The following is a 19964-nucleotide window of genomic DNA, read 5'->3' as shown; positions in this document are numbered from 1 at the left end:
CTCGACGTATGCGAATCATCCGCGACGAACACCGCCTCATCTGGAGTGCGAGCGACCTCAAGGCCGCCGCTGATTGCGAGTTCGCGTGGCTGCGCCAGATCGACGCCAAACTCGGGCGATGCGAGCTTGTCGAAGACCCGCGTGACGCGATGCTCGAGCGCGCCGCCGCGCTCGGTGATGCCCACGAGGCGCGCACGCTCGAGGCCTACCGACAGCAGTACGGGGCGCGCGTCGTCGAGATCGAGCGGGCGTCGTCCGCCGACGCCGAGGCGCTCGCCGCGGCCGTTGGCGCGACGAGCGCTGCGCTTGCAGATCCCGATGTCCAGGTGGTCTTCCAAGCCGCGTTCTCGTCGGCCGACTTCGTTGGGTTCGCCGACTTCCTCGTGCGCGACGGCGACGGCGCCTGGCGGGTGCAGGACACGAAGCTCGCCCGCGTCGCGCGCGTCACCGCACTTATGCAGCTCGCGGCATATGTCGACCAGCTCGATCAGCAGTCCATCGCGCGATCCGATTCGGTCGACCTGCTGCTCGGCGACGGATCCATCTCGACGCACGCCGTCAGCGACCTACTGCCGCTGTTCGACGTGCGGCGCGAGCGCCTGCGCGTGCTCGTTGCCGACCGGCGCATCGACACCGGATCCGCCATGCAGGCAGTCGGGTGGGGCGACTCGCGCGGAGAGCTCGGCGTGCGCGCGTGCGGCCGGTGCGCCGCGTGTCAGGCGGAGGTGACCGCCCACCGCGACGTGCTGCTCGTCGCCGGCATGCGGCCCGCCGCTCGCCAGCGACTGCGCGACGGCGGAATCGAGACGATCGATCAGCTCGCGGTCGCCGCGGCGAAGCCCGACCGCATGGGCGACGAGGCGTGGGCGCGGCTGCGCACTCAGGCGCGCCTGCAAGTCGCGACTGAGCAGGAAGGCGGCACAGCACCGCTCTACGAGGTCGTGAACTCCTCGGCGCTCGGCGCCATGCCCCGCCCCGACGCGGGCGACATCTTCTTCGATTTCGAAGGCGACCCGCTCTACTCCGAGCCGCACGCTGACGGCCGGGTCACGTGGGGCATCGACTACCTCTTCGGGTGGGTCGACATGCGAGAGCAGTACACGCCGCTCTGGGCGCACGACCTCGCCGCCGAGAAAGCGGCGCTCGAGCGCTTCTGTGACTTCGTTTCGCTGCGGCGGCGCGCGAATCCGCACATGCACATCTACCACTACGCGCCGTACGAGCCGTCGCACCTGTCGGCGATGGCGGCGCGGCACGGCGTGCGCGAGGCGGAGGTCGACCGCATGCTGCGCGACGAGCTGTTCGTCGACCTGTATCCGATCGTGAAGAACGCCCTGCGCATCGGCTCGAGGTCGTACTCGATCAAGAAGCTCGAGCCGCTGTACATGGGCGATGAGGTGCGCACGCAGGACGTGCAGCGCGGCGACGACTCCATCGTTCGCTACGTCGAGGCGCGTACGCACATGGAGGCGGGGCGCGCGGCCGAGGCGCGCGAGATCCTCGATGACCTCGCCGACTACAACCGGTACGACTGCGTGTCGACGCGGCGTCTGCGCGACTGGCTCGTCGAGCGCGCCCGTGAATCGCGCGCGCTGCCCGCCGCGCCCGATGACCGTCCGGTCGGTGCCTATGAGCCATCACCGCGCGCGACAGCGCTCGTCGCACTCGCCGACGGACTGCGGGAGGAGCGCGATGCCGCACGCTCTGTGGCCGCTTCGGAACCGGCAGATGTGCGGGCGACGGATCCGGCTGCGGCCCGGATCGATGGCGAAGCCGCCGTCCGAGACGAGGTGGCCCTGCGCCTCGCGGCCGCGGCGATCGACTACTACCCGCGGGAGGCGCGCGCGTTCTGGCAGGGGCATTTCGAACGGCTCCGCGAGCCGATCTCGCTGTGGGGCGAGACGCGCGACGTCGTGGTCGTCGACGTGCGCGAGACCGAGCTGATCGACGACTGGCACATCCCGCCGGGGTCGCGTGCCGAGCGGCGCCGCATCGCGGTGCGCGGATCCGTCGCCCCCGGCACACGCCTTCGCGAGGGCGCGCGGCCGTTCGCGCTGTACCCCGCGCCCGCACCGTTCCCGAGCGATGCGTCGAACCGGTGGATCCACGTGCCCCACGAGGTGGAGGTCGTCGAGGTGCTCGACGACGGCGCGGTCGTCGACGAGTACGCCGTGTCCGGGCAGACGTGGCGCGAGCTTCCGGTCGCTCTGACGCCGGGTTCGCCGCCGCCCGCGGGCGCACAGCAGGGGGCGATCAACGAGTGGGCGGACGGAATCCTGCGCGGCGAGAAGAACGTTGCCGCCGCCGACGGGTCGTTCCCGATCGATCCCGCCACCGACATCCTGCGCGGGCTGCGCGCCGATCACCACTCGGGGCGCGTCGTCTCGCAGGCGATCGGCAGCGATATCGACGCGATCGTTTTCTCGCTGCTCAGCGTGCCCACGTACGTCGCCGTGCAGGGCCCGCCCGGCACGGGCAAGACGTACGTCGGGTCACACGTCATCGCACGGCTCGTGAACGATCACGGCTGGAAGATCGGGGTCGTCGCCCAGTCGCACGCGGTCGTCGAGAACATGCTCGATCGCGTCGTGGCGGCCGGCGTCCCGTCGGGAGGTGTCGGCAAGGTGCTCAAGGGCGGCGTCCGCGCCGACGGACAGGCATTCACCGCGCTGCCGCGCAACGGGCTTGCGGCGTTCCAAGAGGCGAAGTCGAAGGGCTATGTGATCGGAGGCACCGCCTGGGATTTCGCGAACACCACGCGCGTCGATCGCCGCGCGCTCGACCTGCTCGTGGTCGACGAGGCGGGGCAGTTCTCGCTCGCGTCGACGGTCGCGGTGTCGATGTCGGCGCGCAGGCTGTTGCTGTTGGGGGATCCGCAGCAGCTCCCGCAGGTCAGTCAGGGCACGCACCCCGCGCCGATCGACACCTCGGCGCTCGGGTGGCTCATGCGGGACGAAGCGGTGCTGCCGTCAGGGCACGGATACTTCCTCGCGCAGACCTGGCGGCTGCATCCCGAGGTCGCGCGCCCAGTCTCGGAGCTGTCGTACAACGGAAAACTCCGGGCGCGCGAGGGCACCGGACTGCGTGGGATCGATGGAGTCGCGCCCGGCGTGCATCCCGTGCCCGTCGATCACCGCGGCAACGCCACCGAGTCGCCGGAGGAGGCGGCGGAGGTGCTGCGCATCGTGCGAGAGGCCGTCGGCCGCGACTTCACGGACATCTCGATCGATGACAACCAGGTCGCCGCACCCCTCGACCCGCGCCCTCTCACGCAGCACGACATCATCGTCGTCGCGCCGTACAACGCCCAGCAGCAACTGGTGGAGCAGACGCTCGCTCGAGGGGGATACCCCGGCGTGCGCGTCGGCACGGTCGACAAGTTCCAGGGGCAGGAGGCCGCGATCGCAATCCTGACACTGGGCGCATCATCCGGACGCGACGCCCCGCGCGGCCCCGAGTTCCTGCTGCTGCAGAACCGTTTGAACGTGGGCATCAGCCGTGCGAAGGTCGCGGCCTACGTGGTGCACAGCCCGGCCCTGCTCGATGACTTGCCTTTTCAAGCAGAATCTGTCGCGCGCCTCAGTGCCTTCGCCCGCCTCATCGGCAGGGCATAGGCTGCGCCTACTCCGCCGTACCGTACAGGCGGTCGCCGGCGTCGCCGAGGCCGGGCACGATGTAGCCCTTCTCGTTGAGGCCCGCGTCGACCGCGCCGAGCACGAGCGTGACATCACGGTCGCCGACGAGTCCCTCGATCGCCCGCAGGCCCTCGGGGGTACCGAGCAGGCACACGGCCGTGACCTCTTCCGCACCGCGGTCGAACAGGTACTTGATCGCGGCGGCGAGGGATCCGCCGGTCGCGAGCATCGGATCGAGCGCGAAGCACTGGCGTCCGGCAAGATTGTCGGGCAGGCGCTCGGCGTAGGTCGTCGGCTTGAACGTCTGCTCGTCGCGCACGAGGCCCAAGAATCCGACCTCCGCGGTCGGCAACAGCTTCGTCATGCCTTCGAGCATGCCGAGACCGGCTCGCAGGATCGGGACGACGAGCGGCTTCGGATCCGCGATCTTCACGCCCGTCGTCGTCGTAACGGGGGTCTCGATCTCGCATTCCACGACGCGAACGTTACGAGTTGCCTCGTATGCGAGAAGCGTCATGAGCTCTTCCGTGAGCTGGCGGAAGACGGGCGACGGTGTCGCCTTGTCCCGCAGCACGGAGAGCTTGTGAGTGATGAGCGGGTGGTCGGCAATGTGCACGCGCATGCCCACAGGCTACTTCCTCCGGATGCGAAGTTCCGACGGACCCTGGGAATTCATCAGGCGTGTACGTGGCGACGCCACATCGACAGCCGTTGAGAAGAGGAGCAGGATGGAATCAGCGACGGGAGACTCCCGTCAACCAGAACGGAAGGCGCCACCCCATGAAGGCACTCCAGTACGTCGAGATCGGCGAGCCCCCTCAGATCCGCGAGGTTCCCACGCCCGAGCCCGGACCCGGGCAGGTGCGGCTCAAGGTGACCGCGGCGGGAGCATGTCACTCTGATTCGTTTGTGATGAGCCTCGACGAAGAGCAGTACACCGCAAGCTATCCGCTGCCGATGACGCTCGGGCACGAAGGGGCCGGCATCGTCGACAAGCTTGGCGAAGGCGTGACCGAGGTCACCGTCGGCGATTCGGTCGCGGTATACGGCCCGTGGGGATGTGGCCGCTGCTACCAGTGCGCCCAGGGCAAGGAGAATTACTGCGAGCGTGCGGCCGAGCTCGGCATCACCCCTCCGGGTCTCGGCCACGACGGTTCGATGGCGGAGTACATGATCGTCGACTCGGCGCGGCACCTCGTGCCGCTCGGCGACCTCGATCCGGCGGCCAACGTCGCGCTCACCGACGCGGGCCTCACGCCGTACCACGCGATCAAGGGATCCCTCCCGAAGCTTGTTCCCGGAACGGTCGCCGTCGTCATCGGAACAGGCGGCCTCGGCCACGTCGCGATCCAGATTCTGCGTGCGATGACCTCTGTGACGGTCATCGCGCTCGATGTCGACGAGAAGAAGCTCGAGCTTGCGCAGGACGTCGGGGCGCACCACGCGTTCCTCTCGAACGGCGACGCCGTCGACGCCATTCGTGAGGCCACCGGTACCGCCGCCATCGCCGCGATCTTCGATTTCGTCGGGATCCAGCCGACTGCCGACCTCGGCGCGAAGCTGCGGGGAACGGAGACCGACCAGGTGCTCATCGGCGTCGGCGTGGCCAGCGTCACGATGGGCACGCTCGGCAGCCCCTACGACGCGACGGTGCGCGCTCCCTACTGGGGATCGCGGTCGGAGCTGATGGAGGTGCTGCGTCTCGCGCAGGCGGGCGTGATCACCGTCGAGACTGAGACGTTCTCGCTCAGTGACGCCGCCACGGCATACGAGCGCCTGCACGAGGGAACGCTCCGCGGTCGCGCGGTCGTCACCCCGTAATCTGAAGGCATGACACCCTCCTCTGCAGACGTCGACCTCATGCGGGGCGCCTTGGCGCTCGCGATCGAGGCGGGGAATGCAGGGGAGGTCCCTGTCGGGGCGGTCGTGGCGGATCCATCGGGCCGTGTCATCGGACGCGGCCGCAATCGGCGCGAGGAGACGCACGACCCGTCGGCGCACGCGGAGGTCATTGCCATGCGCGAGGCCGCGCGCGAGCTCGGATCGTGGAACCTCGACGGATGCACGCTGATCGTCACGCTCGAACCGTGCCTGATGTGCGCGGGCACGCTGCTGCAGGCGCGCATCTCGCGCGTCGTCTTCGGCGCGTGGGACGAGAAGGCGGGCGCGGCCGGATCCCTCTACGACGTCGTGCGCGACCGTCGCCTGCCGTACCGCGCCGAGGTCGTCGGCGGGATCCTCGAAGACGAAACGCGCGCGCCGCTCGAGCGCTTCTTCCGCACTCGCCGCTGACGCCTCGCGTCACCGAAGCTGCGGCAGCACCTCTTCGCCGATGTAGGCGACGTGGTCGAGGTCTGACATGTCCATCAGCTGGAAGTAGATCCGCTGGGCGCCCGCGTCGATGAGGCGCCCGGCCTGCTCGATGATCTCGTCGGCGGATCCGCTGAACGTGTGATCCTCACGGAACGACGCCAGCTCGACGCCGGTCGCGGCGGCGCGGTGCGCGAGATCCGCCTCGTTCGCGCCGGCGAGCGTCGTCAGCGCCACGGTTGATTTCAGCGTCGCCGGGTCGCGATCGATCTCCTCGCACGCCGCTCGGGCGCGCGCCCACCGATCCCGCACGACGTCATCGGGCTGGAAGGCGATGTTGAACTCCGTCGCGAACCGCGCTGCGAGCGACGGGGTGCGTTTGAGGCCCGCGCCGCCGACGATGACCGGCACCTGATCCTGCACCGGCTTCGGCAGCGCGGGGGAGCTCTCGAGCTGATAGTGCGCGCCGTCGAACGAGAATGATCCGCCGCGCGGCGCCGCCCACAGCCCCGTCACGATTTCGAGCTGTTCCTCGAGCAGGTCGAACCTCTTGGCAGGGAAGGGGATGCCGTACGCGCGATGCTCCGCCTCGTACCAGCCGGTGCCGAGCCCGAGTTCGACGCGGCCGCCCGACATCTGATCGACCTGCGCGACCTGGATCGCGAGCACACCGGGGGCGCGGTACGTCACGCTCGACACGAGGGTGCCGAGCCGCAGGCTCGTCGTCTCGCGAGCGAGGCCGGCGAGCGTCGTCCAGGCATCGGTGGGGCCGGGCTCGCCGGAGAAGTGCTCGCCCATCTTCAGGTAGTGGTCCGACCGGAAGAATCCGTCGAAGCCGCTCCGCTCGGCCTGCTGTGCGAAGGCGAGCTGGGTGTCGTAGGTCGCGCCCTGCTGGGGCTCGGTGAAGACGCAGAACTCAGGTATCGGCATGATCCGATTCTGTCAATCGCTCGACGGGAACACGAACGCGGCCGTCGTCGGCTTCTCGCCCGTGACGTCTCGGTACACGTCGGGTTCGAGGTAGATGATCTTCGCCTCGGGAACGTGCGCGCGGATCCGCTGCTCGATCTCGTCGATGTCGCGAGCCACTGCGCCGAGCGGCTTCTCGACCGCGAGCCCGATCTTCGCCGCAACCAGGAGCTCCTCGGGGCCGACGTACAGGGTCTTGATGTGGATGACCTTCGGCGAATCGTCGCCCGACTCGATCGCGTGGATGATGTCGGTCAGCTGCACCCTTGTCGCGCCCTCTCCGACGAGCAGGCTCTTCATCTCGATCCCGACGATGGCCGCGACGGCGATCAGCAGCACGCCGATCGCGAGCGTTCCTGCCGCGTCGTAGATGGGATCGCCCGTGATGACCGACGTCGTCACGCCCGCGAGCGCGAAGAAGAGGCCGAGCAGGGCGGCCGAGTCTTCGAGCAGCAGCACGGGGAGCTCAGGGGAGCGCGACCGGCGGATGAACTGCCACCAGCTCTGCTTCTGATCGCGCACACCGTTCGATTCGCGGATCGCGGTGCGCAGCGAGAAGCCTTCGAGGACGATCGCGACGGACAGGATGACGATCGGCAGCCACCACCACGTGTCGCTGAGCTCGTGCGGGTGGCGGAACTTGTCGATCGCCTCGTAGACCGAGAACAGCCCACCGACCGAGAACAGGATGATGCCGACCACGAACGCGTAGACGTAGCGCTCGCGACCGTACCCGAACGGGTGTTCCTGGTCGGCGTGGCGCTTGGCGCGCTTGCCGCCCACGAACAGGAGTACCTGGTTGCTCGAGTCGGCGATCGAGTGCACGGCCTCGGCGAGCATCGACGCGGATCCGGACAGCAGCCATCCGATCAGCTTCGCAATGGCGATTCCCATGTTTGCCAGGAACGCCGCGAGGATCGCTTTGCTGCCACCATGTGCACTCATGACTCCGAGTGTATGACGGCATGTACCGTGGAACGCATGTCGCACGGTATTCCTGCAGTCGCGTTTCTTGGTGCCGGATCTATGGGCGGCGCGATCCTCCGCGGCCTCATCGCGAGCGGGATCCCCGTCGACGACGGCATCCGCGTCACGAACCGCACGGCCGCGAAGGCGGATGCGCTCGCCGAGCTGGAGGGCGTGACGAGCATCGCGCTCGAATCGGATCCGGACGGTACCGCGCGCGCGATCGACGGCGCGCGCATCGTCATCGTCGGCGTGAAGCCGTACGTGGTGGCCGATCTGCTCGACGAGATCGCGCCGCTCCTGAGCGACGACGCGATCGTCGTGAGCCTCGCCGCCGGCATCACTCTGCAGCAGTACGAGGACCGCCTCGGCGAGACGGCCGTCGTCCGGTCGATGCCGAACACGCCGTCTACGGTCGGTCGCGGAGTCACGGGCATCGCGGCGGGATCCCGCGCCACGACCGAGCACATGTCACTCGTGCGCACGCTCTTCGAGACGGTCGGATCCGTCGTCGAGGTCGACGGCGACGACGGCATCGACGCCATCTCGACGATCTCCGGATCCGGGCCCGCCTACGTCTTCCTGCTGATCGAGCAGTTCGTCGAGGCGGCGAAGCATCAGGGCTTCGATGACGAGACGGCGAGGCTCCTCGCGGAGCAGACCTTCATCGGGGCGACGCGCCTGCTCGAGTCGGACGAGGTCGACGCCGCCGAGCTGCGCCGCCGCGTCACGAGCCCCAAGGGCACGACAGAGAAGGCAGTCGAGGTGCTGCAGCAGGCCGATCTCGCCGCGACGTTCGAGGCGGCGACGGATGCGGCCTACACCCGCGCGAAGGAACTCGCGGCGGAAGGGTGACCCCGCGCTTCCGGTGACGCGACGGGTTGTTCGCGGCGCCACGAGGATCCGTTTGCGTCACGGGAACTGTGCGGGTGCGCATTCCGGTGACGCGTGCTGACGTTCCGCGCCCCGCGAGGATCCGTTCGCGTCACCGGAACCGATGCGGCGCGCGGCCGCGTCAGCGATCCAGTGACGCGAAGCGCTCGACGTTCTCGTTCGTGCCCGACACGATGATGAGGTCGTGGTCGGTCACTACCGTCTGGGCCTCGGCATAGTGGAACGGACGGGCCGGCGACTTCACGCCGACGATCGTCACGTTGTACTTCGTGCGCACGCCCGAATCGGCGAGCGAGACGCCCCGGATGAACTTCGGCGGGAACATCTTCACGAGTACGAAGTCATCATCGAAACGGATGAAATCGAGCATGTGACCGCTTACGAGGTGCGCAACGCGCTCGCCCGCCTCGCGCTCCGGGTAGATCACGTGGTTCGCGCCGACGCGCGAGAGGATCTTGCCGTGCGATTGACTGGTCGCCTTCGCCCAGATCTGCGGCACCTTGAGATCGACGAGGTTCGCGGTGATCAGCACGGACGCCTCGATCGAGGAGCCTGTCGCGACGACCGCGACGTCGAAGTCGGCCGCACCGATCTGGCTCAACGCCTCCATATTGCGAGCATCGGCCTGTACGGCGTGGGTGACGCGGTCCGACCACTTCTGCACGAGACCGAGGTCGGCGTCGACAGCCAGGACATCGCGGTCGAGGCGATCGAGTTCACCGGCACATGCAGCGCCGTATCGGCCGAGCCCGATGACGAGCACCGGTGAGTCGTTTCTGATCGGTTCAGCCAACGATCGGCCTTTCGACGGGCAGCGCGTAGAGCTGCGATTTCGACGTCGCCGCGACGGCCGCGGCGAGAGTGACTGTACCAACGCGTCCCATGAAGATGGTCACCGCCATGACATACAGTGCCGATTCAGGCAGGGCCTCGGTCAGTCCGGTCGAGAGCCCCACGGTGCCGAACGCTGAGATGACGTCGAAGAGCACCTGCGCGATCGGGGCGTGCGTGATTTGTGCGACGACGATGGTCGCGAGCGCGACGATCGTCGCGCCCCACGCGAGCACCGCGACCGCGACGCGCTGCACATCCGAGGGGATCCGGCGTCCGAAGATCTGCACCGACTGGCGGCCCTGCGCTTCCGACCAGACCGCGAGCGCGAGCACGGCGAGGGTCGTGACCTTGATGCCGCCTGCGGTCGACGCCGATCCGCCGCCCACGAACATCAGCATCGATCCGACGACGGTTCCGGATCCGTACAGCTCACCGACATCGACGAACGAGAACCCGCCAGAGCGGGTCATAGTCGAGAGAAACAGCGCCTGGAACACCGATTCGCCGAACGGCATTGCGCCGAAGGTGTCGGGATTGTCGTACTCGAGCACGAAGAACGCGCCCGCGCCTCCGATCAGCAGCAGTCCCGACGTGATCAGTGTGAGCTTCACATGCAGCGACCAGCTGGACGGGCGCAGGATGTGTGCTTTCTTCGGATGGAACAGGTGCCTCGACAGTGCGAACAGCACAGGGAACCCGACGCTGCCGATGATGACGGCGATCATGATCACGGTCATGAAGACGTAGTCGTCCTCGAACACGGAGATCCCGCCGTCATTCAGCGTGAATCCCGTGTTTGTGAACGCCATCGCGGCGTACATGGGCGAAACCCAGAGGGCCTCCAGCCAGCCGTACTTCGCCAGCACCGACGGGTAGATCGCGAGCCCAACGATGAGTTCGATGATCACCGTCGACAGCGCGACGGTGCGCAGCAGCATGCCGACCTCGCCGAGCCGCACCGTTTGTGACTCGTTCACCAAGCCGCCATGGGCGCGAAGCGGGTTCGTGTCGCCCGCCGCGATGAGCTTCGCCCTCAGGCCCATGCGCTTGGAGATGACGAGCCCGAGCATCGAGGCGAGCGTGAGCGCGCCCATGCCGCCGATGTTGACGCCGACGTAGATGACGGCCTCTCCGAAGTGAGACCAGTGCGTGCTCATGTCGACGCTCGACAGCCCCGTGACGCAGATCGTCGACACCGCCGTGAACAGCGCGTCGGCGAGCGGCGTGACGGATCGATCCGCCGTCGCGATCGGAAGCGACAGCACCGCGGTCGTGACGAGAATGAGCGCGGCGAAGACGGAGATCGCAAAGCGCGACGGCGAGTGCGTCGTGATGAAGCGGAACCAGCGCCATGCGGCTCTCGTCACGTTCCTCATTGCGTCGCCGCGAGGTGCGGCCTGGCTGCGTGGCATCGCCATGTGCCTCTCATCGTGACATCGGACAGCGCTCATCGTAACGCCGGGCGGGCCAGGTCATGTTGCACATGCCGTTCATGCCATACGCTGAGGGGCATGGCCGACATCTTCGATGTGATTGCCGACAGCACTCGGCGCGAGATCCTGCAGGTGCTGCTCTCGCGCGACCAGCTGACGGAGGACGGCACCAGCGTGTCGCAGATCGTCGGCGAGCTCACCGTCAGCCAGCCCACCGTTTCGAAGCACCTCAAGGTGCTGCGCGAGGCCGGGCTCGTCACGGTGCGCGAAGACGGTCAGCACCGCTACTACCGCGTTGATCAGACGCCGCTCGAGCAGGTCGACGATTGGCTGATGCCGTTCTTCGTCGACGAGGCCGAGCTGGCGGCCGAGGCGACGACCTCGGTCTATCCGACCCTGCCGGAACCCGCATCGAAGTTCGCGGAGTCGCTCGGCCGCACCGCCGCCGTCGTGCAGACCGCGCTCAAGCGCCTCGGGGCGTAGGAGCTCAGCGTCTCCCGGCTTTGTGCCGGAACAGCCACGCACCCCACGCGGCGGCGACGATGACGATCCCGGCGCACCACACGACGGCCTGCAGAGGTGCAGATCCCGAATCTGTGCCCATCAGCAGGCCGCGGATCGTTTCGATGATGGGTGTGACGGGCTGTACCTCGGCGATCACCCGCAGCCAGCCGGGCATCGTGTCGAGCGGCACGAATCCGCTCGAGATGTAGGGCAGGAACAGCAGAATGAAGCCGTAACCGCTGGCGGCCTCGGCAGATCCCGATGCGAGCCCGATCGCCGCGAACAGGTACGTGATCGCGAAGATCCACAGGCCGATCATGGCGATGGCGCCGATCCAGCCGGTGAGGCCGGTTTGGGGGCGGAAGCCGATTGCGAGCGCGACGAGGATCACGACGCCTGTGGCGACGAGGTTGCGAACCAAGGAGGCGACGACGTGGCCGGTGAGCACCGCGCCAGAGCGCAGGGGCATCGTGCGGATGCGGTCGATGATGCCGCCCGTCATGTCGTTCGCGACGAATGTCGCGGTCGTGGCGGCGCCGAACCCGGCGCAGGTGAGGATCGTGCCAGGCACGACGTAGTTGACGTAGCCGCCCGAGGGATCGATCGCGCCGCCGAACACGTATGTGAACATCAGCATGAGCACGACGGGAAGCGCGACCGACATGATGAGTGACTCGGCGTCGCGGACTGAGTGGCGGAGGCTTCGTCTGACGAAGATGGCTTCGGCAGTGAAGCCGCCGAGGCGAGGACGCGGCGCGATGGTGCTCATGCGGACTCCTTTTCTGTGAGGGCGAGGAAGACATCATCGAGGGAAGGACGGGCGAGGGCGATCTCGCCGCCGCGGCCGTCGCGGTCGAGATCGTCGAGCGCGTGGCGGAGCGAGGCGATCGTTCCGTCCGTCGAGATCTCTCGGACGACAGATCCGTCGGCGTTCCTGAGTTCGACGGATCCGCCGCCGACGCGCTGCTTCAGCTCGGCGGGCGTGCCGAGCGCCGCGATGCGCCCATCGTGAAGCACGGCGACGCGATCCGCGAGCTGGTCGGCCTCCTCGAGGTACTGCGTGGTGAGGAACACCGTGGTGCCGGCATCCGCGAGCGAGGCGATGATGCTCCACAGCTCGCGGCGGCTGCGCGTGTCGAGCCCCGTCGTGGGCTCGTCGAGAAAGCACACCTCGGGGTGCACGACGAAGCTCAGCGCCAGATCGAGACGACGCCGCATACCGCCTGAGAACGTGCCGACGCGGCGTCCGCGTGCGTCCGTCAGACCGAATCGGCTGAGCAGCGCACCGGCTCGCTCACGCGCTGCCCGGCGATCGAGCCCCGACAGTCTCGCGAACATCACGACGTTCTCCTCGGCCGTGAGGATCTCGTCGACGGCGGCCGCTTGGCCCGTGAGCGAGATGCGCTGCGTGACCGCTGTCGGTGCCGTGGTGACATCGTGGCCCGCGACGAACGCCGAGCCGTGGTCGGGTTTCACGAGGGTCGTCAGGATGTTCACGAGCGTCGTCTTCCCGGCGCCGTTGGGGCCGAGAAGAGCGAAGATCTCACCGCGGCCGACCTGCAGGTCAATGTGATCGAGCACGGTATGGGATCCGAAGCGCTTGCTCAGCGCACGGACGTCGATAGCGGGAATCATGGTCGCCTTTCTGTATACGTAAAAAACTGTGTATGACAGTAACACACTGTGTATAACGTATACAGCGATAGTCTGGGGTCATGTCCGAAGACACCGAGCTCCCCCGCGGCATCGCCCTCGCCTGGGGGGTCGCCGCGAACCCGCAACGCGGGCCCAAACGCGAGATGAGCGTCGAGCGCATCGTCGAGGCGGCAGTGGAGCTCGCCGACGCGGAGGGCATCGGCGCCGTATCAATGGCAGCCGTCGCGAAGAAGCTCGGGTTCACACCGATGTCGCTCTATCGCTACGTCAGTGCGAAAGACGACCTATTGCTCCTCATGCAGGAGGAGGCGACCGGCATGCCATCCCTCGCCTATCGGGACGTCGAGGGATGGCGTGCGAAGCTCGGCGTGCTCTTCGTCGAGCAGGTCGCGATCTATCTGCGGCATCCGTGGATCCTCGCGCTGCCGATCACTGGCTCGCCCGTGACGCCCAACAGCTCCCACTGGATCGAGGCGGGTCTCGAAGCGGTCGATGCCCTCTCACTGTCGCTCGATGACAAGCTCAGCGTCGTCCTCGCCGTGACGGGGGCGGCACGGTGGCAGGGCATGGTGCACGCCGGTTGCGACGCGGCCGCACGCGAAACCGGCCGGACGGACGCCGAGGTCGCGCTCGACGAGAGCCGTCTGTACGAGCGCGTCATCGATGCCGACGAGTACCCGCGTCTGCGCGACCTCATCGACGCTGGTGGTTTCGTCTCCGAGGCGGATCCGTTCCGGTTCGGCTTAGAGCGCACGCTCGATGGCATCGAAGCCTATGTCGAAGGACGCGTCGGTGATGTTCAGCCAGAGCGCGCCGCCGAAAGCGATCTCGACGTCACGGACGACAAGAGGTACCGTGCTGCGGCGCGCGCAACCGCTGGCGCGGAGAAGGATGTCCGCTCCGCGGAGAAGGCGCTTCGGCAGGCCCGACGCGCTCAGGCGCAGGCACTGCGCGAAGCGCGGGAACGGCGTGCAGACTGACGGATACTCCGACAGATGACATCCGTCATGCCGGATATGTGACGCCAGGGGATCGCCCGGCGGCACCGGCCGGAGTTGGCTGGAGGCATGAACCAGTCACCTGACGCGATCACGATCCGGCGGGCGGTGAAGGAGTTCCGCACCGGCGGATCCACCTTCCGCGCCGTGGACGGCATAGATCTGACGATTCCTCGCGGCGAGATCGTCGCGCTCCTCGGCCCCAACGGTGCCGGGAAGACCACGACCCTCGACATGGTGGTCGGCCTCACCAATCCCTCCGACGGCGACGTGCAGGTCTTCGGCGAGGCGCCGCGCCGTGCGGTTCGTGCCGGCCGCGTGTCGGCCGTGCTGCAGTCCGGCGGGCTGCTGCGGGACCTGTCGGTCCGCGAGACGGTGACGCTCATCGCCTCGACGTTCCAGGACGCGATGGCGGTCGACGAGGCGATGGAGCGGGCGAACATCACGGCGATCGCGAAGCGCAAGGTCTCGAAGTGTTCGGGCGGCGAGCAGCAGAGGCTGCGGTTCGCGCTCGCGCTGCTGCCGGATCCCGACCTGCTCGTGCTCGACGAGCCGACGGCCGGCATGGACGTGACGGCGCGCGCCGAGTTCTGGAAGACCATGCGCGAGGACGCGCGCGCCGGCCGCACGGTCGTGTTCGCGACGCACTACCTCGAAGAGGCCGACTCGTTCGCGCAGCGCATCGTGATGATGGCCGGCGGGCACGTTGTCGCCGACGGCACGACGGCCGAGATCCGCTCGACCGCGACCGGGCGTCGCGTGCAGGCGTTCGTGGATCCGAACCGCGAACCCGACGCGGTCGCTCAGCTCGAGGCGATGCCCGAGGTGATGGCCGTCACCGCCGACGCGGGGCGCCTCGTCGTCACAGCATCGGATTCGGACGCGGTCGCTCGGGCGCTGCTCACGACGATCGGCGCGCGGGACCTCGAGATCACGGCGGGCAGCATGGACGATGCCTTCCGCCTGCTCACGGAAGGAACAGAGCGATGAATACGACGTATTTCCGCATTGAGCTCGCACGCGTGACGCGCGACTTCATGTCCATGTTCTTCACAGCGATCCTCCCGGCGTTCCTCTACGTGATCTTCGGCGCGGTCCAGGAATACGGATCCACCGACATCGGCAAAGGCAACGTTTCGGCGTACGTCATGATCGGCATGGCGGCTTACGGCGCGGTCACCGCGACCGTGAGCATCGGCGGCGCCGCGGCCGTCGAGCAGATGCAGGGATGGGGGCGCCAGCTCGGGCTGACGCCGCTCACCGATACGCAGCGCATCGTCACGAAGGCGGCCGTCGCCTTCGTCATCGCGATCATTCCGGTCGCGCTGATCTACGTGATCGGTGCTCTCACCGGCGCCGAGGCCGAACCCGGGGTCTGGATCTTCAGCGGACTCTTCGTGCTGCTCGGGGCCGCGGTGTTCTCGTTCTTCGGTCTGATGGCCGGACTCCTGTTCCGCTCGGAGGGCGCGGTCGGCGCGGCGAGCGGATCTCTCGTGATCCTCGCCTTCCTCGGCAACCTTTTCTTCCCGCTCGACGGCGTGATGCTCGACATCGCGCGGTTCACGCCGCTGTACGGAATCGTCGCGCTCGCGCGCTATCCGCTCACGGAGGGATACCTCGCCTCGACAACCGGAGGGGCGCCGTCGCACGACGACCTGTGGGTGCCGATCGTCAACATCATCGTGTGGGGCGCGGTGTTCGTGATCGGGACGATCCTCATCTCGCGGCGCGGACGCGCGCGGCAGTAGGTCGTCAGACGGTGCGGCGAGAAGGAGGTGAGAACATGGTGTCCATGACAGGGGCCGCGGGGGACGAGGACGCGTTGTCGCCCGCGGTGTTGCTGCGCGAAGACACGACCGCCGACCCATCGTGGGATGAACGCGGTCCGTGGGAGAAGTTCTCCTGGATCTTCGGCATCGTCTGGGTCGTGTTCATGGCATTCCCGATTTCGGGCGCGCTGGCGAGCCCCGCGCCCCTGGCACCGCGCATCGCCGCGGCCGCGCTTCTCGTGGTGTACAGCGCCGTGTACATCGCGGCGTACATCTGGATGGTCACCACCGACGATTGGGACGTGGCGGCGGTGCGCGGGCGTCTCGCGCTCGTGGTCATGATCGTCATCATGGTCGCCGCCGCGCTGCTCGTCGGCCCAGAGGCCCTCGGAGCGGGTTCGTTCCTCGTGTCGATCGCCATGTTCACGGGGCACGCGAAGCGCGCGATCCTCCTGGCCGCCGCGATGCTGTTCGGGCAGTACCTCGTTCTCGCCGTGTGGCTGGCCGCGATACCGAACGGGTTCGAGGATCTGGGCGTGCTCTTCATGCCGCCGGCGATCGTCTTCGTCTCGGTGGCTCTCGTGCGCCTGATCATCACCGCGCAGGAGCGTCACGACGTGGTCGAGCGCCAGATGGCCCTCGTCGCGGAACGAGAGCGCGTCGCCCGCGACGTGCACGATGTGCTCGGGCACAGCCTGACGGTGGTCACGGTCAAGGCCGAGCTCGCCGAGCGATTGATCGACATCGATCCTGACCGCGCGAAGGATGAGATCTCGCAGATCCGCAGCCTCTCCCGCGAGGCGCTCGCCGAGGTGCGTGCGACCGTGTCCGGGCTGCGCGTCGCGCGGCTCGGCGACGAGCTGATCGCGGCGCGTTCCGCCCTCGCGGACGCGGGCATCGACGCGGATGTGCCGTCGGATGCCGCCACCGTGGATCCGCGCCACCGCATCGTCGTCGCCTGGGTGCTGCGCGAGGCGATCACCAACGTCGTGCGGCATTCGCACGCGTCATCGTGCCGCGTCGTGCTCGCGAACGACGGCATCATCGTCGAGGACGACGGCGTCGGGACGCCTGCCGACGTCGCCATCGGGGGCTTCAGGGGCATGCGGGAGCGCGTCGATGCCGCTGGCGCCACGCTGAGGTTGTCCGAGCCCGGCGAGGGCCCGGGCACCCGCCTGGAGGTGCAATGGTGATGCCGCCCACGAGAATACGCGGGTGCCGAATGACCACTATCGGCGCTCATCACGACCACCCGGCACCCGCGAACGGAACAGAGTCATGATTCGGATCCTTCTTGCCGATGATCAGGCGCTCGTGCGCGGGGCGCTCGCCGCGCTGCTGCAGCTCGAACCGGACATCGACGTCGTCGCCGAGGTCGGGCGCGGCGACGAGGTCGTGGCGGCGGCTCGCGCGGCCGATGTCGACGTGTGTCTGCTCGATATCGAGATGCCCGGCGTCGACGGCATCGAGGCCGCGCGTCTCCTGACCGCGGAACTGCCCGCGGTCAGGTCGATCATCGTGACGACCTTCGGCCGCCCCGGCTACGTGCGCCGCGCGCTCGAGGCGGGCACGAGCGGGTTCGTCGTCAAGGACACCCCCGCCGGAGAGCTCGCCGACGCCGTGCGCGCGGTGCATGCGGGGCGCCGGGTTGTGGATCCGTCGCTCGCCGCCGACTCCATCGTCGGGGGAACGAACCCGCTATCGGATCGCGAGCGCGAGATATTGCGCGCGTCGCTCGCGGGCGATCCGGTGGCGGCGATCGCCCGCGCCGTGCACCTTTCGCAGGGCACCGTGCGCAACTACCTGTCGGCCGCGATCTCGAAGACCGGCGCCACGAACCGGGTGGGGGCGGCTCGCGCCGCCGAGGCGAACGGATGGCTGTGATCCCAAAATCACATCCGCCACACGGGTTTACATCCGTCTCCCGCACCCCATAAGCTGAGCTGAACACGTTTTCCGGGGGAGATTCACCATGGCCGATATGCCCGATGTGCGGTTTCTGACCGTCGCAGAGGTCGCCGACATCATGCGCGTCTCCAAGATGACGGTTTACCGCCTCGTGCACTCGGGGGAACTCCCCGCCGTGCGGTTCGGTCGCAGCTACCGCGTTCCCGAGAGCGCGGTCGCACAGTTCGTGCAGTTGCCGGGCGACGACCACGGGTCGCTCGCCGGCTGACAGTTCACGCCCAGGGCATGCGATAAGATGCTCTGAGGCACTTTTTCCTGCCAGATCGTTCTCGGACGTCGGCACACGTTCGTGCCAGGCATCCAGCCCGAGATTAGTGAGGTTCCAAGTGGGTTCAGTCATCAAGAAGCGCCGCAAGCGTATGGCGAAGAAGAAGCACCGCAAGCTGCTTCGTAAGACTCGTCACCAGCGTCGCAACAAGAAGTAGTCGACGTTACAGAAGCGCCGGTCCCGATTCGTCGGACCGGCGCTTCTGCGTTGACGGGTGGGAGAATGGAACCATGCAGGAGATCACGGTCGCCGAACTGAAGGCGCGCACAGACATTCCCCTCATCGACGTTCGAGAGACGTTCGAGTATGACGACGGCCACGCGCCCGGTGCGGTCAACGTGCCGATGTCCGAGATCGGCGCCCGGCTCGACGAGCTGCCCGCCGAGTTCGACGTGATCTGCAAGTCGGGGGGACGCTCGGCGCAGGTGGCGCTCGCGCTCGAGCCGCGCGGGTACGACGTGACCAACGTCGCGGGCGGAACGGACGCATGGATCCACGCGGGCTACGAGGTCGAGCGGTGACCGAGGTCACCCTCCTCACGAAGCCCGACTGCCACCTCTGCGGCGTCGCGCGCGAGGTCATCGACGTCACGCTGGCGGATCTGCCCGAGTCGGTCGCGGGCTCCGTCGAGGTGACGGAGACATCGATCCTCGACGACGATGCGCTGTACGAGAAGTGGTGGGAGAAGATCCCGGTCGTGCTGATCGACGGCGAACTGCACGACCACTGGCGCGTCTCGCAGGATCGGCTCGCCGCGGCTCTCCGAGGAAAAGCGTCGTAGCGTCCGCGTCGCGCGCAGGGGCGTAGACTCTATCGCGTGATTTCGCAGAGAGCCCATCGGGCAGCAGGGAGGCCGTCGACGCGCACAGCGTCGATTGCCGAGTGAGCGCATTCGTCACCTACCGCTGATCGCGGTGCTTACTCAATCTCTCTGTCACGAAAGCGAACTTCATCATGCGCACTCTCGACGCAGCCCAGATTCGGGCCTCGTTCACCAACGTCTCACTCCGCGAACGCAAGGCGGTCGCGATTCCCGACCTCGACGCGGTCGCCTGGGACGACATCGACTACCTCGGCTGGCGCGATCCGAAGATGCCGCTCGTCGGGTACGTCGTCACGATCGTCGACGACGAGCCCATCGGCTTCCTCATGCGACAGGCCGAACAGACACCGCTGCGCCGCACCCAGTGCGTGTGGTGCGCGGATGTGACGCTGCCCAACGAGGTCGTCATGTTCAGCACGAAGCGCGCCGGGGCCGCCGGTCGCCGCGGCGACACGGTCGGCACCTACGTGTGCGCGCAGTTCGAATGCAACCGCAACGCCCGGTCCACGCCCCGCACCGCCTACCTCGGGTTCGACGTGGAGGCGGCCAGGCAGTCACGGATCGCGGCGTTCCGCGCGACCGTCGAGCGCTTCGCCCGGGACGTCGGCGCGACGTCCTAGCGCGATTCTCAGAGCTCGATATCGATCGCGGCGCGCGCGGTCTTGAACGAGCCGATGAACGACGAGACCTCGAGGTGTGCGGGATGGTTCGCGTACACCCCGAGGGCGTCGGCGTCATCGAGGTCGGCGACGAGGGCGAAGTCGTAGTTGCCCTCGATGTCGACGCCGTTCGCACCGACCGTCATCGAGCGGAGGCCGGGAACCACCCCGACCAGCTTCTCGAGGCGGACAGCTGCCTCGGTGATTTTGGCGTTGCGGTCGGTGTCGTTGTCGGCGTCGACGCCGAACATCACGATGTGACGGATCATGGCTCCAGC

23 protein-coding genes are annotated in these 19964 nt (G+C 67.8%); 15 read left to right on the top strand and 8 right to left on the bottom strand.

The window, feature by feature from the left end; translation table 11 throughout:
* Nucleotides 1-8: 8 nt before the first annotated feature.
* Nucleotides 9-3614 carry a TM0106 family RecB-like putative nuclease gene (locus G510_RS0103580; protein WP_029152499.1) on the top strand — a complete coding sequence of 1202 codons (3606 nt, stop codon included), beginning with the start codon at nt 9-11 and terminating at the stop codon, nt 3612-3614.
* 7 nt (nt 3615-3621) lie between these two features.
* Here the strand turns inward: G510_RS0103580 and upp are convergent, their stop codons facing one another.
* The gene (upp, locus tag G510_RS0103575; RefSeq protein ID WP_029152498.1) at nt 3622-4257 is read right to left on the bottom strand and encodes a uracil phosphoribosyltransferase; all 636 of its coding nucleotides are present in this window, start codon (nt 4255-4257) and stop codon (nt 3622-3624) included.
* A 158-nt stretch (nt 4258-4415) separates the two neighbouring features.
* Between upp and G510_RS0103570 the strand changes: the two genes are divergently transcribed.
* Complete coding sequence (locus G510_RS0103570; RefSeq protein ID WP_029152497.1) at nt 4416-5456, top strand: NAD(P)-dependent alcohol dehydrogenase; 1041 nt, start codon at nt 4416-4418, stop codon at nt 5454-5456.
* A gap of 9 nt (nt 5457-5465) precedes the next feature.
* Nucleotides 5466-5927, top strand: coding sequence for a tRNA adenosine(34) deaminase TadA (gene tadA / locus G510_RS0103565; protein ID WP_029152496.1), 462 nt, complete (start codon nt 5466-5468; stop codon nt 5925-5927).
* Nucleotides 5928-5936: 9 nt separating this feature from the next.
* On the opposite strand, the gene G510_RS0103560 is transcribed toward tadA, so the two are convergent.
* Both G510_RS0103560 and G510_RS0103555 read right to left on the bottom strand, forming a co-directional pair.
* A complete protein-coding gene (locus G510_RS0103560; protein WP_029152495.1) occupies nt 5937-6875 on the bottom strand; it encodes an LLM class F420-dependent oxidoreductase in 939 nt (312 codons plus the stop codon).
* 12 nt (nt 6876-6887) lie between these two features.
* Nucleotides 6888-7859 carry a cation diffusion facilitator family transporter gene (locus tag G510_RS0103555; protein ID WP_029152494.1) on the bottom strand — a complete coding sequence of 324 codons (972 nt, stop codon included), beginning with the start codon at nt 7857-7859 and terminating at the stop codon, nt 6888-6890.
* 36 nt (nt 7860-7895) lie between these two features.
* Between G510_RS0103555 and proC the strand changes: the two genes are divergently transcribed.
* Nucleotides 7896-8735, top strand: coding sequence for a pyrroline-5-carboxylate reductase (gene proC / locus G510_RS0103550; RefSeq protein ID WP_029152493.1), 840 nt, complete (start codon nt 7896-7898; stop codon nt 8733-8735).
* A 160-nt stretch (nt 8736-8895) separates the two neighbouring features.
* Here proC and G510_RS0103545 read toward each other — a convergent pair whose 3' ends face one another.
* Nucleotides 8896-9567, bottom strand: a complete 672-nt coding sequence (locus tag G510_RS0103545) for a potassium channel family protein (protein ID WP_029152492.1) — start codon at nt 9565-9567, stop codon at nt 8896-8898.
* Nucleotides 9560-10984 (bottom strand): TrkH family potassium uptake protein, encoded by a 1425-nt coding sequence (locus tag G510_RS0103540; protein ID WP_029152491.1) that lies wholly within the window; start codon nt 10982-10984, stop codon nt 9560-9562. Before G510_RS0103540 ends, G510_RS0103545 begins: the two co-directional genes overlap by 8 nt.
* A gap of 135 nt (nt 10985-11119) precedes the next feature.
* On the opposite strand from G510_RS0103540, the gene G510_RS0103535 reads away from it, so the two are divergent.
* Nucleotides 11120-11524 carry an ArsR/SmtB family transcription factor gene (locus G510_RS0103535; RefSeq protein ID WP_029152490.1) on the top strand — a complete coding sequence of 135 codons (405 nt, stop codon included), beginning with the start codon at nt 11120-11122 and terminating at the stop codon, nt 11522-11524.
* Between the two features lie 4 nt (nt 11525-11528).
* Here the strand turns inward: G510_RS0103535 and G510_RS0103530 are convergent, their stop codons facing one another.
* The gene (locus G510_RS0103530) at nt 11529-12314 is read right to left on the bottom strand and encodes an ABC transporter permease (protein ID WP_029152489.1); all 786 of its coding nucleotides are present in this window, start codon (nt 12312-12314) and stop codon (nt 11529-11531) included.
* Nucleotides 12311-13180, bottom strand: coding sequence for a daunorubicin resistance protein DrrA family ABC transporter ATP-binding protein (locus G510_RS0103525; protein WP_029152488.1), 870 nt, complete (start codon nt 13178-13180; stop codon nt 12311-12313). Before G510_RS0103525 ends, G510_RS0103530 begins: the two co-directional genes overlap by 4 nt.
* 80 nt (nt 13181-13260) lie before the next feature.
* Between G510_RS0103525 and G510_RS0103520 the strand changes: the two genes are divergently transcribed.
* From G510_RS0103520 to G510_RS0103480, 10 genes are all read left to right on the top strand, one after another.
* Complete coding sequence (locus G510_RS0103520; protein ID WP_029152487.1) at nt 13261-14181, top strand: TetR/AcrR family transcriptional regulator; 921 nt, start codon at nt 13261-13263, stop codon at nt 14179-14181.
* A gap of 87 nt (nt 14182-14268) precedes the next feature.
* Nucleotides 14269-15189 (top strand): ABC transporter ATP-binding protein, encoded by a 921-nt coding sequence (locus G510_RS0103515; protein ID WP_029152486.1) that lies wholly within the window; start codon nt 14269-14271, stop codon nt 15187-15189.
* Nucleotides 15186-15947, top strand: a complete 762-nt coding sequence (locus G510_RS0103510) for an ABC transporter permease (protein ID WP_029152485.1) — start codon at nt 15186-15188, stop codon at nt 15945-15947. The genes G510_RS0103515 and G510_RS0103510 overlap by 4 nt, the downstream gene beginning before the upstream one ends.
* A 35-nt stretch (nt 15948-15982) precedes the next feature.
* Nucleotides 15983-17161: a sensor histidine kinase gene (locus tag G510_RS0103505; protein WP_051216268.1), complete on the top strand. Its 1179-nt coding sequence runs from the start codon at nt 15983-15985 to the stop codon at nt 17159-17161.
* A gap of 85 nt (nt 17162-17246) precedes the next feature.
* Complete coding sequence (locus G510_RS0103500) at nt 17247-17852, top strand: response regulator transcription factor (protein ID WP_029152483.1); 606 nt, start codon at nt 17247-17249, stop codon at nt 17850-17852.
* Between the two features lie 88 nt (nt 17853-17940).
* On the top strand, nt 17941-18144 hold the full coding sequence (locus tag G510_RS0103495) for a helix-turn-helix domain-containing protein (protein ID WP_029152482.1): 204 nt from the start codon (nt 17941-17943) through the stop codon (nt 18142-18144).
* 118 nt (nt 18145-18262) lie between these two features.
* Nucleotides 18263-18361: a 30S ribosomal protein bS22 gene (locus G510_RS17785; RefSeq protein ID WP_003792170.1), complete on the top strand. Its 99-nt coding sequence runs from the start codon at nt 18263-18265 to the stop codon at nt 18359-18361.
* 73 nt (nt 18362-18434) lie between these two features.
* Complete coding sequence (locus G510_RS0103490; RefSeq protein ID WP_029152481.1) at nt 18435-18725, top strand: rhodanese-like domain-containing protein; 291 nt, start codon at nt 18435-18437, stop codon at nt 18723-18725.
* On the top strand, nt 18722-18985 hold the full coding sequence (locus G510_RS0103485; protein ID WP_029152480.1) for a glutaredoxin family protein: 264 nt from the start codon (nt 18722-18724) through the stop codon (nt 18983-18985). The genes G510_RS0103490 and G510_RS0103485 overlap by 4 nt, the downstream gene beginning before the upstream one ends.
* Nucleotides 18986-19158: 173 nt before the next feature.
* The gene (locus tag G510_RS0103480; protein ID WP_029152479.1) at nt 19159-19647 is read left to right on the top strand and encodes an FBP domain-containing protein; all 489 of its coding nucleotides are present in this window, start codon (nt 19159-19161) and stop codon (nt 19645-19647) included.
* An 8-nt stretch (nt 19648-19655) separates the two neighbouring features.
* Here G510_RS0103480 and G510_RS18480 read toward each other — a convergent pair whose 3' ends face one another.
* Entirely contained in the window at nt 19656-19955 is a 300-nt protein-coding gene (locus tag G510_RS18480) for a Dabb family protein (RefSeq protein WP_029152478.1), read from the bottom strand.
* Nucleotides 19956-19964: the final 9 nt, after the last annotated feature.

This window comes from Microbacterium gubbeenense DSM 15944 (assembly GCF_000422745.1).
Classification (GTDB): Bacteria; Actinomycetota; Actinomycetes; order Actinomycetales; family Microbacteriaceae; genus Microbacterium; species Microbacterium gubbeenense.
The sequence above is the reverse complement of the archived record's forward strand: the minus strand, read 5'-3'. Positions and strand labels throughout refer to the sequence as shown.